This window comes from Paenibacillus solani (assembly GCF_050475945.1).
Classification (GTDB): domain Bacteria; phylum Bacillota; class Bacilli; order Paenibacillales; family Paenibacillaceae; genus Paenibacillus_AQ; species Paenibacillus_AQ solani_A.
On the sequence record NZ_JBCMXJ010000015.1, the window covers coordinates 429163 to 444141 of the forward strand.

General features: G+C 45.8%; 18 protein-coding genes. 7 read left to right on the forward strand and 11 right to left on the reverse strand.

What is annotated here, in order from left to right:
- The first annotated feature begins 13 nt into the window (after nucleotides 1-13).
- Entirely contained in the window at nucleotides 14-880 is an 867-nt protein-coding gene (locus tag ABEQ74_RS16930; protein WP_430123288.1) for a hypothetical protein, read from the forward strand.
- A gap of 92 nt (nucleotides 881-972) precedes the next feature.
- Here the strand turns inward: ABEQ74_RS16930 and ABEQ74_RS16935 are convergent, their stop codons facing one another.
- A complete protein-coding gene (locus tag ABEQ74_RS16935; RefSeq protein ID WP_430123289.1) occupies nucleotides 973-1884 on the reverse strand; it encodes a J domain-containing protein in 912 nt (303 codons plus the stop codon).
- A gap of 211 nt (nucleotides 1885-2095) precedes the next feature.
- Between ABEQ74_RS16935 and ABEQ74_RS16940 the strand changes: the two genes are divergently transcribed.
- Nucleotides 2096-2950 (forward strand): MBL fold metallo-hydrolase, encoded by an 855-nt coding sequence (locus ABEQ74_RS16940; RefSeq protein WP_430123290.1) that lies wholly within the window; start codon nucleotides 2096-2098, stop codon nucleotides 2948-2950.
- A gap of 109 nt (nucleotides 2951-3059) precedes the next feature.
- The gene (locus tag ABEQ74_RS16945; RefSeq protein WP_430123291.1) at nucleotides 3060-3665 is read left to right on the forward strand and encodes a YitT family protein; all 606 of its coding nucleotides are present in this window, start codon (nucleotides 3060-3062) and stop codon (nucleotides 3663-3665) included.
- A 61-nt stretch (nucleotides 3666-3726) separates the two neighbouring features.
- On the opposite strand, the gene ABEQ74_RS16950 is transcribed toward ABEQ74_RS16945, so the two are convergent.
- From ABEQ74_RS16950 to ABEQ74_RS16960, 3 genes are all read right to left on the reverse strand, one after another.
- The gene (locus ABEQ74_RS16950) at nucleotides 3727-4395 is read right to left on the reverse strand and encodes a bifunctional 2-keto-4-hydroxyglutarate aldolase/2-keto-3-deoxy-6-phosphogluconate aldolase (RefSeq protein ID WP_430123292.1); all 669 of its coding nucleotides are present in this window, start codon (nucleotides 4393-4395) and stop codon (nucleotides 3727-3729) included.
- Nucleotides 4396-4449: 54 nt separating this feature from the next.
- Entirely contained in the window at nucleotides 4450-5412 is a 963-nt protein-coding gene (locus tag ABEQ74_RS16955; protein ID WP_430123293.1) for a sugar kinase, read from the reverse strand.
- A 148-nt stretch (nucleotides 5413-5560) separates the two neighbouring features.
- Nucleotides 5561-5767, reverse strand: a complete 207-nt coding sequence (locus ABEQ74_RS16960; protein WP_053491912.1) for a DUF1657 domain-containing protein — start codon at nucleotides 5765-5767, stop codon at nucleotides 5561-5563.
- A 180-nt stretch (nucleotides 5768-5947) separates the two neighbouring features.
- On the opposite strand from ABEQ74_RS16960, the gene ABEQ74_RS16965 reads away from it, so the two are divergent.
- A complete protein-coding gene (locus ABEQ74_RS16965) occupies nucleotides 5948-6808 on the forward strand; it encodes a DUF421 domain-containing protein (protein ID WP_430123294.1) in 861 nt (286 codons plus the stop codon).
- Between the two features lie 169 nt (nucleotides 6809-6977).
- Here ABEQ74_RS16965 and ABEQ74_RS16970 read toward each other — a convergent pair whose 3' ends face one another.
- The 6 genes from ABEQ74_RS16970 to ABEQ74_RS16995 all read right to left on the reverse strand — a co-directional run bounded on the left by ABEQ74_RS16970 (nucleotide 6978) and on the right by ABEQ74_RS16995 (nucleotide 11949).
- Nucleotides 6978-7061 (reverse strand): putative holin-like toxin, encoded by an 84-nt coding sequence (locus ABEQ74_RS16970; RefSeq protein WP_223260591.1) that lies wholly within the window; start codon nucleotides 7059-7061, stop codon nucleotides 6978-6980.
- Between the two features lie 195 nt (nucleotides 7062-7256).
- Nucleotides 7257-8360 carry a GerAB/ArcD/ProY family transporter gene (locus ABEQ74_RS16975; protein WP_430123295.1) on the reverse strand — a complete coding sequence of 368 codons (1104 nt, stop codon included), beginning with the start codon at nucleotides 8358-8360 and terminating at the stop codon, nucleotides 7257-7259.
- A 24-nt stretch (nucleotides 8361-8384) separates the two neighbouring features.
- A complete protein-coding gene (locus ABEQ74_RS16980) occupies nucleotides 8385-8588 on the reverse strand; it encodes a hypothetical protein (RefSeq protein ID WP_430123296.1) in 204 nt (67 codons plus the stop codon).
- 11 nt (nucleotides 8589-8599) lie between these two features.
- Nucleotides 8600-9769, reverse strand: a complete 1170-nt coding sequence (locus ABEQ74_RS16985; RefSeq protein WP_430123298.1) for a Ger(x)C family spore germination protein — start codon at nucleotides 9767-9769, stop codon at nucleotides 8600-8602.
- A 2-nt stretch (nucleotides 9770-9771) separates the two neighbouring features.
- Nucleotides 9772-11229, reverse strand: coding sequence for a spore germination protein (locus ABEQ74_RS16990; protein ID WP_430123299.1), 1458 nt, complete (start codon nucleotides 11227-11229; stop codon nucleotides 9772-9774).
- A 192-nt stretch (nucleotides 11230-11421) separates the two neighbouring features.
- Nucleotides 11422-11949: a DUF2062 domain-containing protein gene (locus tag ABEQ74_RS16995; protein ID WP_430123300.1), complete on the reverse strand. Its 528-nt coding sequence runs from the start codon at nucleotides 11947-11949 to the stop codon at nucleotides 11422-11424.
- A 278-nt stretch (nucleotides 11950-12227) separates the two neighbouring features.
- On the opposite strand from ABEQ74_RS16995, the gene ABEQ74_RS17000 reads away from it, so the two are divergent.
- The 3 genes from ABEQ74_RS17000 to ABEQ74_RS17010 are packed head-to-tail and all read left to right on the forward strand — an operon-like array spanning nucleotide 12228 to nucleotide 13830.
- The gene (locus ABEQ74_RS17000; RefSeq protein WP_430123301.1) at nucleotides 12228-12578 is read left to right on the forward strand and encodes a PadR family transcriptional regulator; all 351 of its coding nucleotides are present in this window, start codon (nucleotides 12228-12230) and stop codon (nucleotides 12576-12578) included.
- Between the two features lie 2 nt (nucleotides 12579-12580).
- Entirely contained in the window at nucleotides 12581-13264 is a 684-nt protein-coding gene (locus ABEQ74_RS17005) for a permease prefix domain 1-containing protein (protein WP_430123302.1), read from the forward strand.
- The gene (locus ABEQ74_RS17010; RefSeq protein WP_430123303.1) at nucleotides 13261-13830 is read left to right on the forward strand and encodes a DUF4825 domain-containing protein; all 570 of its coding nucleotides are present in this window, start codon (nucleotides 13261-13263) and stop codon (nucleotides 13828-13830) included. The genes ABEQ74_RS17005 and ABEQ74_RS17010 overlap by 4 nt, the downstream gene beginning before the upstream one ends.
- A gap of 107 nt (nucleotides 13831-13937) precedes the next feature.
- Here ABEQ74_RS17010 and ABEQ74_RS17015 read toward each other — a convergent pair whose 3' ends face one another.
- On the reverse strand, nucleotides 13938-14966 hold the full coding sequence (locus ABEQ74_RS17015; RefSeq protein WP_430123304.1) for a LacI family DNA-binding transcriptional regulator: 1029 nt from the start codon (nucleotides 14964-14966) through the stop codon (nucleotides 13938-13940).
- Between the last annotated feature and the right edge of the window lie 13 nt (nucleotides 14967-14979).

Here is a 14979-nt window from a genome sequence, read left to right on the forward strand (position 1 = left end):
GAGGTGGTTTTTTATGGCAATGCATCAGCACAGGTGCAAAATGCTAGCAGCAGCGAGCGCTGTTATGCTTCTGATTGCGCTTACGGCATGCGGTGGTGAAGAGACTTCTCAACCGCCGCTTAAGCGGAATCCGATAGAGGAAGGTGTCAAGCAGCCGAATGACCAGATCAAGCAAGGAACAGGCACTTATGTAGGTCAAATCGATAATAACTCCGTTGAAATTGAAACGGCCGATGGTCCGTCCGCATTCCGCTTGGGTGAAGGCATGGATCAGGTTATATCCAAACTGCAGGGCAATGAGTCGGTTTCATATGAGTATAGAGTGCAGCCCGCCCAGGGTGAAGAAGAATTGAAACAGCTGGTACTCATTAAGCTGACGGTGGAAGAGGTAGACGGTGATAGGGGCTTAGAGCATGCTCAGCTTCCCGCGACCAAGGATTTTGAGCTTGAGCTGGAAGGGATGAAAGAGACCAAAACAGCCAAACTCGTGGAAGGGGATGGCTACGCGCTATATGTTTTTGATATCTTTTCCTTTGACGCAGAAACCGGCAAGCTGATCATGAATGTTGATAATAATTATTATGTGGAAATTACGAAGCTGCCTGCGGACTATGACAGCGATGAACTTCAATCGCAAGCAGAGAAAGAACTTGAGGAGATTGGCAAAGTCCGTATAGCTGAAGACAGTGAAAGGAATCAGGCCATGCAAAATGCTTCGGTGTATATGATAGGGGAAGGCGAAGATCTGACCAAGTTTTATATTGTTGATGAAATGGATGGGCAAGGTTATATTTTTCGCGTGAATAACCCTCACCGCGAACCATCCGAAGGATTTGCGCCGCATGCCTTTACATCTCTGAGCTCAATTGTTAATCAATAATGCTATCTAAAACTATAATAGCCTCTGCTATTGGCCGAAAGGCTCAATGCAGAGGCTATTATTCATGTGTTTATGAAAGTGTGTCCAATCGTTTACGGAGTCGACTCCAGATATTGCTTGATGAAGTGCATGGCATTGTCATTCCGCTTGGTATCTCCTCGAATCCCTGCGAACATTTCTTTCTTCAGTAAAGGTAGTTCTTCACTTAGCTTACTGTTCATAATATCGATGGCATACACATGTTCTGAACCATCTTCCTCGTTCTTGCCCTTTAATAACATCTCTGGTGTCAGCATATCCTTCAGCTCGCCTTCCACCTCTGGTTCGAGAGGCCGTACCATGCCTTGATTACCAACCCAATTAAATGCATTCTGATCCATGATATACAGATCCGGGCGTTCGGTGGTCAACACTAACAGCGCCTTTTGCAGCATGACTGCATCCTGCGGATTACTGGAATCCAGAGGAGGAACATAATTCAGGGTAACCGTGACGCGTTTCCATTCAGGAAATTGTGCCAATATCGCGTCTTCGATCGGTTTAAGGTCTTGTCCTGCATCCTGATTCATATATGAGCCGAGGAACATGACTTCCAGATCAACCGGAGGCAAACTAGCCAGACGTTCTTTCTCCGCTTGGTGATTGAAAATACTGATTACGATATAAATAAGCAGGCCGACCAGAGCGATACCGCCGAGTACATGAAATTTATAATAACGGAAGAAATGGTCGGTTTTTTCCGCTGTCCCGGCAAACTTCTTGTATTTACCGTACCTTTTCTGATTCATCTCTTCTAAAGATTTACGATTTTCTTCTTCCAGGATGAATTTGTAAGATTTGGTGATTTCGGCAAATTCGGCTTCAATCTCCTCGGCACGGTCCGGTTCCCGCCTTTGATGAGAGCGGGTCTGGCGCATGAGCAGTGTATATCGGTCATCAAGCTGTTCCCTGGTTGCTTCCTCAGGTAGACCTAGTCGCTCATAGGCTTCTTTCATTTGGTCCATTCATGTCACCTCTTCTATAACTGTGAGAGTTTCCTAATTACCAGTATATAGTGTAGAGGTGGTAGGTTACAAACGTTATGGAGATGTTTCGATACTGGTTCGCTTATTATGGGTATAGTATGTACAAGTCATGGGACCAACGAGAGCATTTCTTGCTCATGAGGGCAGGCTATAATCTGGTCATGAGCGAAGGGGAGGAGAAATGATAGAGATGAAGGAACAGAATAGCAAGTTACGCGGCTCAGAAGAGTTGATCGAAGAAATCAATCGGACTTCTACTTCTGAAGGCATGGTGGCGGTATGGTTTCTAGGGCAGGAGAGTGTTGTGCTCAAGGGAGGGAATGCCATCATTTATGTCGACCCTTATATGTCGGATGAGTTGGAGCGCAAAGCAGGAGTCAAGCGGGCATTTCCTGCACCGCTCACTCCTGAACATATTACGAATGCAAACATGGTGTTGATTACCCATGAGCATGATGATCATATGGATCTTGCAACGATATCGGTCATTGCTAAACAGAGTCCAGAGACTATGTTTATTGCCCCTGCATGCTGTCATGAAGCGATGCTTGGAGTAGGCGTAGCTGCTGAGTGTTTGTTGGCTGCTAGGTGTGACCAGTGGCAGGAGTTTGAGGGTTTTCGGCTGATGGCGATTCCTGCGGCCCATGAAAGCTTGGAAGAGCATGAGGAGTTAGGACATCGATATGTTGGATATCTGGTGGATATTGAAGGCGTATTGTTCTATCATGCGGGGGATACGGTTGTATATCCGGGCCTGGCTCAGAGATTGCAAGCCTATTCTATTGATATCGGGATGCTGCCGATTAATGGGGGGGATGCATTCCGCCGGCGGGACGGGATTGTTGGCAATATGGGTTTCCGGGAGGCAGCAGAGCTCGCCGCAGCGTCGAACATCGACCTCACCATTCCAATGCACTATGATATCTTCCCTTGGAATGGAGAGAAGCCTGGGTACTTTGTGGATTATTGCTATGAGAATTATCCATATATGAAGACCAAGGTGATGGCGCGGACGGAACGCTTGATATATGTAAAAGCTGAATAACGTTGAGTATACGCATCGCATTTTTTTTGAATCCGGGACAATGAATTTGCAATTTTTCGGATTGACAAGCATATGATTTAGACATGCTCTAATAAATGGAGATGGGGATATGTGGTCATTGCGAAAACATGTCATTATTGTGATCGGTAGCTTACTGATCTCGATAGGGACTAATTTCTTTCTTGTCCCGCATAAGATTTTGGATGGCGGGGTTATCGGTATTGCCTTAATTGCCAACTATGTGTTCGATCTACATATCGGGTTTGTCATTGTTTTATGCGGGATCCCTATGTTTATAGCAGCCTGGGTCCTCAATCGTGAGATCTTCTATAACAGCCTCTCAGGTATGCTCATTTCATCCTTTATGATTGATTTGCTCTCACCATTGCGGAGGGATGCTGCACAAATCCTCGCGTCAAATATTCTCTTTAGTGCACCTATTGGCGGTGCGTTAATAGGAATCGGGCTTGGATTTATGCTCAGAAACGATGCAAGTACGGGAGGGACGGATTTGTTAGCCCATTTTCTGGCGAAATATGTGCCAATGAATGTAGGGGTCATTATTCTACTTATGGATGTCATGATCATTGGCGTTGGCGGTCTCTTGCTGTCGGGCAGCACCTTCATGTACTCCCTTCTGACCATCTTTGCAGGTGGGGTGACCACAGGAATATGCACCCATAAACGTGTATTCCCTCAAAAAAGAATCCATTAGGAAGAACAAAAAGCCTGTCAAGAGAAGACTTGATAGGCTTTTTGTTCTGTTTCTCGCGTAATTATTTGCTTGCTTTAGCTTTTTCAAAGGCATGAATATAAGCGCGTGCCTTCTCCGTAATGAGATTAAGGTCGCCGCTGCGGAGTGCGTCTTTGGTCAAATCGGATCCGATACCCACGGCAAATGCGCCAGCCTCTATCCATTCATGCAGGTTGTCCAAATTGACGCCTCCCGTAGGCATGATGTTGGCCTGCGGAAGCGGACCCTTAAGCGATGGAATGACCGATGGAGCGTACAGATTACCCGGGAAGAGCTTGATGACATCGACACCAAGTTCCAGGGAAGCTACAATATCATGCACGGTTACAGCACCTGGCATAACGGGTATACGGTAGCGGTTGCAGAGCATGATGGTATCGCGATCGAAACTGGGCGAGACAACAAATTCGGCACCAGCCAATATGGCAATTCTGGCAGTTTCGGCATCGAGTACCGTACCGGCGCCGATGATGGCATAGTTGTCCGCTAGCGGATCTTCAGATGTGTACATTTTCGATAGGGTTGTCATGGCTTCGGTCGCAAACGGTACGGTCATGGTGACTTCGATTATTTTGATCCCGCCTTCAATCGCATGCTTCGCAATCTCGACCACTTGTTCGGGAGAATCTCCACGAAGTACGGCTACAACGCCTGCATGGTGAATCTGTTCGATCAGTCTCAATTTTTTCATGCGACACACTCCGTCTCTATATAGTAGATAAAATGACCCGTATACAAAGTATCGTCAGCGCTCGATATGAACCGAATTGCCACGAAGCTGCTCAACCTCTTCCCATGTAGGGAGTGCTTCCCAATCACCAGGTGCCTGGATAACTAGAGCCCCTGTTAAGCCGCCAAGGGCCAGAGCTTCTTCCGGGGTCCAACCTTTGGCGATGCCTGCCAGGAACCCGGCACAGAAGCCGTCACCTGCTCCCACGGTATCCACAACCTGATCAACCGGTTCAAAGGGCAGGGAGTAAATATGGTCCTGATGAACAATGACATTGCTGTCATTGAAGCTCTTGATAACGGATATAGCGGGCAGCTGTCGGAGGCGATCAAGGATGATCTGTTCATCGTCTGTTTCAAACAACAGCTTGCACTCATCATAGCCAGGTAAAAAATAATCGCAGGATTCTGCAAGCTCCAGCAGTACAGGACGTGCATCCTCGATGTTCCATAATTTAAGCCTGACATTAGGATCAAAACTGATCCGTACATTATTCGCTTTGCATACTGAAATGACATGGCGAATCGTTTCCAGACAACTGCTGCTCAAGGCTGCAGTGATACCCGTGAAATGAAGGATATTTGCGCTGGCTATGTATTCAGAATCGATATGTTCCGGCTTAAACTGACTCGCAGCGGAGCCTTTTCGATAGTAATAGACAGAGGATTGCCCACGGACCTTTTGTCTTAGCATGAGGCCAGTGGGTCCAGAATCCGTTTGTCTGGCGCGGGAAATGTCAACCCCTTCGCCTCGAAGCGCTTTCAAAATACCGGTTCCGATCGGATCATTGCCGAGTTGACCAAACCATCCACTGCTGCAGCCGAGCCTGGCGAGGCCAATAGCGATGTTGCTTTCAGCACCTCCGAAGGACTGTGCCATACTTCCGCCTTGGCCGATGCCTTTCACTCCTTCGGGATATAATAAACCCATGGACTCTCCGAACGTAATGACGTCAATGGGACGCATACCAATTTTCATTGTAAACTACCCCCTATATTCCATTTTCCACTATTACACTTTACCTTGAGAGGGAGGATAACACAATCATTAATCATGTAACTAAATAGCCTCCTATCGGAAAGGATAGGAGGCAGGACGATGCATATCTTGGAACAAGAACAAAGTATTAGAAGCCTTTGTACTGAGGCTCTTCCTGTTCAAGCTGCTGAACTCGCTGAGCTACTTGGTCTACGACCTGCTGTGTTTGTTGTGCGGCAGCTGTGAATAGATCTTTGGCATTTTGGTCTTGGGTAGACAATGCGAATTGCTCAAGGCTCGCCTGAGCGCTTTTTAGGGAAGAAAGACATGTTTTAACATCGGAAGCTACAGTCATTGTGTTTGATCACTCCTTTCATGCGTAATAATGTACGCATAATGCCAAAGAACCATGCATGGAATTAATCTGGGGAATAATGGAGTGATTTCGATAATGAGAAATTGACAATAATCTATAGAGTATTGGTCGATGAGTTCGTTAATGACCAAGTCAATAATCGCTTAGGAGGTCTTTCTTGTGCCGCAATGGTTAGAAATTGTACTTAGAACCTTATGTGCAGTCGTTGTGCTGTTTTTCATGACGAAATTACTTGGCAAACGCCAGGTTTCGCAGCTATCTTTTTTTGAGTATCTGACGGGGATTACGATCGGCAGCTTGGTTGCTTATATCTCCCTGGATCTTGAAGCGAATTGGTATTTAGGATTAATTGCGCTGGCGGTATGGGTAGCCTGTTCTTTGCTTATCGAGTTTTTGCAGCTCAAGAGCAAGAAAGTCAGGGATTTTATTGATTTTAAGGCGACCGTGCTCATCAAGGATGGCAAGATATTAGAAGATAATTTGAAGAAGGAACGCTTGACTTCCGATGAGTTGATGGAGCAGTTGAGGAAAAAGAGTGTGTTTCAGGTTGCTGACGTAGAATTTGCCATCATGGAGTCCAGCGGCGAGATCAACATTTTGCAGACCCGAGAGAGTTTACCTCTGACCCCTAAGGATCTTGGGGTTCAGGTTGCGTCTGAGAAGGTTGCCCAAGTCGTTGTCATGGACGGCCAGGTGATGGATGAACCGCTGCGCGTGATGGGCTTCAATCAAGGATGGCTGACGGAAGAACTGGACAAGCAGGGGGCTAAACTCCAGGATGTATATCTTGCCCAGGTAGATACTTATGGACAATTGACCATCGATTTGTATGATGATCAGATCCAGACGCCTCAGAATGAGGAACGAAAGCTGCTATATGCAAATTTAAAGAAATGTCAGGCTGATTTGGAGTTGTTCAGCCTCAGCACGAAGAGCAAGCAGGCGAAGGAAATGTACGAGCAGAGCTCCAAACAGATTGAGAAAATTTTAGCAACAGTCAAAACGATCCTTACTACTTAGCGCATGTCCGAGTCATAAATCGATCAAATCAGGAATAGGATATGTTTGTGTATGGCAAAAAAGGAGCCGGTTGCCGCCGACTCCCAAACACAGCAGATGATCGCCTGCAAGGCGGATATTTGCTTGCAACCAGACGTAAGAAATAGATTCATCTGTATGAGGGACGGGTCTATTTCTTATTATGGAAGGCAAGGATCGAAACGACCAGAGTGGCGAACGATATCATTAAAGCCAAAGCTTCATTTACGCCCATGCCTATCACCTCCTGCTGCCACCCTTGCTAGCTGGTCTACTGTACTATATAATATGCCAATTGCTTACAATAAAAGAACCTTTTTTGGGAAGCGCTTACATAAAATGTTGTTAATTTGTTAAGATTCTTAGTTATATCGGTACACAAACAGGGAGAGCGGTTACGCCGCTCTCCGGGATGCATACCGATGCTATCTTAACCTGATTTCGGTTGAGGTTTTTTTCTGTGCTTGCGTTTGCGGAACCGAGAGGCAACCCAATAGAAAATAGGGATGAACTCCATCAGGAGGAAGAACATGGCCATGCCGAAAGAATTAAAGCTTTCAAGGAATTTAATGGGGTCTTGTGCATATTGGTAGGCCAGAACGATTGCTGTCCCACCCAGTATCACAATCAACGGTCTATCCATTTGATTAAGATTTAGAAGTCTTGCCAAGCATCTTACACCTACATGGATCAGGAAGGCGCTGTGCAGAAACAGCGAACTGCTCCATAATCCGATGACAAGTGGATCGGAATTTCCGAGAATGCCCCTTGCAGAACGCATTAATTCAATAAGTGGATATTGCATTTCCCCTCCTAAATAGGGACCGAAATTCAGTATAGCTGTTGCCCATTGGAGTAATGAGGCTATCATTACCAGGATGCCCGCTGCAGCAAGATTACGAAATGATCTCCGATCGAATTTGAGATAGGGCGCGAGAAAGAGAAAGACGATCCATTCAGCGAAGAAGGTAAGGCAGAATAGGCTATCCTTGATTACCGAGCCGTAATTATGATGCCTGATCAAGGCGATCATCATTTCAGAATGGGCATCCTGGAAGAAGAATACATTCATTGCCACAATCGTAATGACTATGACGATAAATAACCCGTCCGAAATGTAGATCATCGTTTCCAATCCCCATCTTGCAGTAATGATGATTACAAAGCCGACGACGAGTAGGACCACCCACTGCGGTGATTCTCGCATGTAATTGGTACTAAAGAATAAAGTGAAGCTTTCGATATCCATGGCTACATAATTGATGGCCCAGAATAGAATCAGAGCGACAATTGGGAAATGAACCCACTTGGTGACGAGCTTATCGCCAAAATCGACCCAAGGTCGCTGAGGATCCCAAAGTCCTAGTCTTACTGTAAACCAGAGAAAGAGTAAACTCATCGCATAACCGCCCAGAATTGCAAGCCAACCTAAATAAGCTGAATTGTGCATAAGAGGACTTACCAGAAAACCTGTAGGTATGGCATTCAGGTAAATAAATCCGAAACGGAACAACTGCCAGGGCGTGTTGCGCATGACCTTTTTACACATCCTTTCCGTTTAGAATCGATCCATCCACCCGAACAACAATAGAATCAAATGGTTGGGGGTGAACCATTTATCGTTTACTACGGAAACGAAGTTCCATGTTGATAGCACAATGATCAGAATGAGCATCGTCCATTTTTCGCGTGGTGCTCGTGTCTTTCTCTTCGCCATATACCATTCCACCAAAGAATATACGAGAAACAGAAGAGCGATCATGACATTCTCCTTTATTCCGGCTTCGTTCTCAAAATAGTTCCAAAGTTGCGGATTTTGATATCCGTAACCACTTCGATTTCGACTTCATTTTTGTAATATTCAGACCAGTTAGCACGAACCTTTTCCCAGTGATTCGGGTAGTTCCAATCCACCAGCATACCTAATTGTACGACGTCTGAGCCTACCCGCTGTGACGCATGCAGAGCCCTTCTCAAATCCCCAGCGACTTGATTGTTGAGCTCGCGTTCGATAATCCTCTTCACTTCTGGTGTATCGTATTGATTATAGTTTCGTTTGTATACAATATCTCCAGATCCGCTTAATTTGACTGTGAACACGGGGTGACCCGAAACCATACGCACGGACCGGGTGGATTTGGTTGAAATCAGAAGAATGCTCGCCTTTCCTTTTTCGTCCCATGAAACGGTATAAAGCGGAGCCTTGATTTCATTAACGGCCCAACTGATCGTAAGCGATTCGTTCAATGGGACCGTGGTCAACATTTTATGACTCTGGAACAAGGCTGTTCCTTGAACGCCTGTCCACGGCTCCAGCTTTTCTTGCTCGGCTACCATGGGCTTCAATCCAGCTGAAAGATAGGTCAGCGCGTAGCCCTGGTTGCCTGATTCGGCGTAAAGGCAATCCCTCAGATTAGTTGGAATAATATTGTGTTGTTCCGCAATGCGAATCAGAACCTCTGAAGGCATCTGTTCATAGATAGGAGTTAGTTCCGCCACTTTCTTTGCATCTCCCGGTGCGACCATAAGGAACGTATTGAGGTTCGTGGTCGGTTCACGCTGAAGCCAATCCATCAGATCTTTCAAACCTGCCTCCGCGTAGCTTCTGCCAACGACAACAACTCGTGTGTGACTGAAATCAAATCGCCGGGTGAGATCCCGTTGGATCAGTTTCAGTGCATCTTGAACCGTAGAAGCCTCCCTGGTAACCATGGCATAAGGGGCTCCGTTTCCGTGTCCGCCAGCCTGTTGTCCTGAAGTGAGCCTGTTTGGTAGAGGAGTGCTGATCGTAACCTCCGTGTTGCCCTCTTGCTTTCCTTTGTTCACATATAATGCAAATACAAAAGCTTGTTGGTTGATTTCCACCTTGGTTTGATTTTGGGAGCATCCCATTAATGGCGAAAACGTCAGTATTAATATGAGATAAATAAGTAGAGACCTCATGATCAATCCCTTCTCCGTATATTGTTGTTAGATGCATACGATTTTGGGCGATTCTTCATACGCATGGAAGGTACCCGTATCAAGGTGTCTTTCCATTCGGACAGTATAAGAGGTGCGATTGGCTGTAAATAAGGCGTATTAAATGATCTTAGGGAAGCCATATGTCCATATACAAGGAAGGCGGCGGCAAATACTCCGATCAGGCCGAGGGTCCCTCCAAAAATCAGAATGGGAAAACGCAGCAGGCGGAACGTTAACCCAAGCTCGAAATGCGGAATGATGTAAGAAGCAATGCCAGTAATCGACACTACAATCACCATCGGGTTGGATACGATGCCGGCTGCAACTGCAGCCTGACCAATAACGATAGCTCCAATAATGGATATGGTCTGGCCGACAGGCTTGGGGATTCGGGTTCCAGCTTCCCGAAGCCCCTCGAAGGTAAGCTCCATAATCAGCGCTTCCATCAATGCCGAGAATGGAATGTTTTCACGTGATGCCGTAATAGTGATGAGCAGGTCAGTCGGAATGATGGAAGGTTGAAATGTCGTAATCGCTACATACAGCGAAGGCAAGAGCAGCGAGATGATGGCAAAGAGAAAGCGAATCAATCTTATCCAGCTGGAAGAGAAGAAACTGTGATAATAATCCTCGGATGATTGGAGCATAGAGAACAAGGTAACGGGTACGAGTAGTGTGGATGGTGTCCCATCCTGCATGAGGCCAACTCTTCCTTCCAGTAGTGATGCAGCTACGGAATCTGGACGTTCTGTATACTGAAACTGCGGGAATGGGGATATGACAGCTTCCTTCATCTGTTCGGACAAGGTGCTGACTCCAAAAGCCCCATCAATGGTTATGCTGCTCAGTTTCTGGTCCAACTGTGAAACGATCTCGGGTTTGCATAACCCGTCGATATACACCATGTATACGGTAGTCTTGGAATAGTCCCCGATCTGATAACGAATGGTCTTAAGATCGGTGTGTTTAATTTTATGCCGGAGCAATGACAAGTTTGTGTTGATATCTTCGATAAAGGCTTCTTGGGGGCCGTTAACGACCTGTTCGTTCTGGGATTCGGAAACGGCTCTTTTCTGATATTGGGCGATGTCAAATAAATAACTTTCCGATAATGGCTCTACAATCATGGCGGCATTTCCCGACACAATCATATTTGCAATGTAATCCGCAGAGGAAGAACGCTCGAATGGTACCGACAGCATATCTCCGCGATCCAACCGATCAATGAAACTGTCAAAATGCTCCTCCACCGCTGCTGACTCTTTAATCAACGGACTGATGATGCTTTCCTGCAGCGTACGGTTATCCACAATGGATTCGATGTAGATCATCGTGCATGTCGAGCCGTGGATGCGCAGCGCCTGATAGATGACATCCTCACATTTTTCCAGTCGTTGTTTAACAAGGGCTAACAGGTCGCATTGTATTTTCGGTTTCATTCAGGGCTTCCCTCCCTTGCGGGTATGTAGTATAGATTGATCCTTTGTTAGGTTGCCATGGTCTTCGAAAGTTATACCGGGTTTTCAAAGAAATTGATCAAAAGCTAACGATAAATTTCAAAGAAGACAGACAGCATTCAGAATCACATAAAAAAACGCCACGAAGCTGAGCTCCGGGCGTTTTTTTATTAGTTACGACTTCGATTTTCTATTTCGAATGGATTGTTTAATCTTTTTAAGCAAGGGTCTGCGGTAAACGGTGAGTATGATGCGCATCAGAATATAGAGAATGAGGGTAGACAGAATGCTGTTTATGAGGGCCCCCACGAGAAAGTTAACGCCCATATCACCTAATCTGCCAAAATGACTCGTCTCAACCAAATAATCCGTCTCAGGGACAGGGGCGGTAAACGCATCTTCGATTTTGAAAGATGCAGGAAAAGTAGTAAACAGATGAACAAAAACCCCGATCCGATAATTTAAATAAAACAGGACTGGCCACAGAACGGAACCGGTCGAAGCTGCCAAAAAGGAGGAAGGGACATTCCCTCTTACCATGCGAGCGAACAACGGGGCTAGGAGCAGGTCCATGCCGAAAGTTGGATACCAGCAAGGGAAAAAGCCAACGGCAAAGCCGAGCGCAATTCGGTGATCGCTATTGTGCATGCGGAGGGTTCGGAGAATATAGTATTTCAGTCGTCGTATATATTTAGAAAGCAAAACCTTCTCCTCCTGCAAGTACTTATATGCTTATGAAGCGTGCGGATGTCATAGACAATATAGTATGAATCCTATTTATAATAGGAAGAACTTTCAAAAATTATATAGTAGGAGCTTGTGACACGTCAATCTAAGAAGTGGAGGCAGCCTATTTCTATGGTCTCATTTCGGTTAAAAATGAACATCCAAATATAACTATCTGGAATATTACTTTGACAAACATAGTAGTATAAGATACATTATACCTAACCATTCCATATGAGGAGGAGGTACAGGTATTGACTGAACCCATATATAACAGTGATTTGATCCGCGGACATGTCGATACCTTTATTTTGAGCGTGCTGGCGGATGGTGACAATTACGGTTATCACATTATTAAGGAAATTTCATTGCGGAGCGGGAATCGCTTTGAGCTTAAAGAACCAACGCTGTATGCCAGTTTGAGAAGGTTGGAGAAACAGGGTTTTATTCGTTCCTATTGGGGAGAAGAAACCCAAGGTGGAAGGCGTAAATATTATAACCTCAGCCAAGAGGGGCATGCACGTTTGCAGCAAAATCAGGAAGAGTGGAGAGCTGTCCGTGAAATTATCGATGTTCTGATCGAGAACGGGAAGGAGATGTCTTGACAATGTACAACAATAGTAATGATCTGGAAATCTTTGTCGAACGCCTCTTTGCAAACCAGCGTAAAACCAAGGAAGTCGTAGAGCTGAAGAATGAGGTGCTCAGTAATTTGGAAGCACGTGTTTCAGATTATTTGGAGAATGGCATGGAATATCAGTCGGCTATCAGTCTGGCTATCCATAATATTGATGATATTGAGACTCTTATTGACGATAATCAAAAAGTGTACAGCTATCGACTCCGTTATGAGCTTGTCCAGAGCACACTAATCTATTCTTTGTTAGCCTGGATATGTACGATTCCCTTCCGTTTCGTGGCAAGTGGTATATGGGCGAACATGCTATTCTTATGCATTGTCATCCTGAGCGGAGCCCTATATTTATCTATGTCACGACATTTGAAAAGGTATGATAAGCAGACAGGCATTATTAATGCAGGTAAATTGGCCAAATGGCGCAAATGGGCCTGGTCGCTCTGGGGAGTATTTATTATGGTAATGTGGGCATATACGTTTATTATTCAATTTGGCAGCGATGTATGGTTTGGCCGCGAGTTGCGCATCCAGGGACCTTATTCGTTCTATGCTACCTTTGTTCCGTACGCCATACCGCTGACATCGATCCTGATCCCGTTGCTAATCCGTAAAGCTTCCAAGCTTACTACTCAACTTGAGGTGAAGGAATTATGAACAGGAAGAACTGGATTATCATTATGCTGCTTCTCATAGGGATCGGAAGTATAGTTGCTGTGGAGGGATTTATCAAGCCACGGGCACATGAACAAGCCATTCAATACGAAGCAGAGCAGAATGATCCGCTCACGCATGATATTCGTAAATCGCTTAAATTCGCCAGTCCGTATATGGGAAATGCTTCAAACCTCATGAATTTGAACGCCTCGCTTCCCATGCGTGACATCGGGCGCACTTTTCAACTTTATCCGGAACAATTGACAGCTGAGCTTCGATTCCAGGCCAGAGCGGGTGATCTCCAAGAGGAGAAGCTGAAGCAGTTGCTCGTGTATAATTCCACTGCGAATTTTGTGCTGATTGATAATTTGCAGAAACTGATCTTCGCCTTTGAAGACCAAGCCTTTACGATACGGCGAGACGAGGTGGTGTCGTGGTATGCCAATGCTCCTCTTGCTTCATTGCGGGATGCGGCGACATGGGAAAAGGAAGTCCAATCCCGTTTGGATGATTCGAATTATGTGAGTGAATATGTAGACAGTCTTGTGAAGCGGGAATTTCTTTAGATATACTGACTTGCGTAGAGCTAAAGTGAAAGACAGCAAAAGAAGCAATAGATGAGTGCGCTTGAAACTTTGTGTTTCAAGCGCTTTTTATGTTGAATCGTTAGCTGCTAATCTGTTGTTGCGCTTCGGATCATGGACACGCTGGATTCCCGGACGATCAGCCGAGGTTCAAATTGCACACGTTCATACTGACCCGTGATTCGCTCACGGAGCCGCTTGAGCAGCAGTTCCGTAGCCAGCCGGGCTACTTCATCGCCCATAATGGACACCGAGCTGATCTGAGGCGTCGTGACGGTGGTCCATACATTGTTGTCAATGCCGACGACGGCAACATCATCGGGAACCCGAACCTTTAGTTCTTTGAAACGGTTGACGATACCGATAGCAACCATATCGTTCACCGCGTAGATCGCGTCAGGCATATGCTTCAAGCCGTGGAAGTAGTCTGCTGCGCGGACGCCTGTTTCAAATGAGAAATCCTCTCCGAAATAAACCAGTGACGGATCAACTTGCGTAAGCGATTGCTCGTATGCCCAATACCGCTCCTCAATTTTATCTTTTGGTGCTCCGGCATATGCAATCCGGGTGCGTCCTATTTTCAGCAGATGCTCCATGACAAGCCTGCCCTCATGGCGTGCAAGCCCTACAATATCGGCTCGATATTCTTCTCCCAATTGTTTTCCGTAATTGATGATAGATACAGGGAGACTCGATTTGTTGATCAGGTCGCCTAGTGTTTTGGGATAGGCGAGCGGCATAATAATTAAGCCATCGACGTGCAGTTTCTTAATATCCCTTACAACCTCAAGCTCGTTCCGCGCATTACCTGCTGTATTGATCTGAACGACCCGATAGCCGTGCTGTTTGGCAGTCTGTTCGACTGACCAGGCAATTTCCGGAATGATGGCATTACGGATATCGGGAACTGCCAAGGCGATTTGATTCGTTTGACGAACCTTCAGACTTTGAGCAGATGTATCCGGACTAAATCCGATTTCTTCGATCACCTGCATAATACGTGCTTTCGTTGCTTGACTGATTCCTTTGCTATTGTTGATGGCCCGGGATACGGTTGCAATACCAACTCCCGCTTTCTTGGCGACATCTTCAATTGTGACTTTTTTGGAGTTCACCATATATTAAATTCCT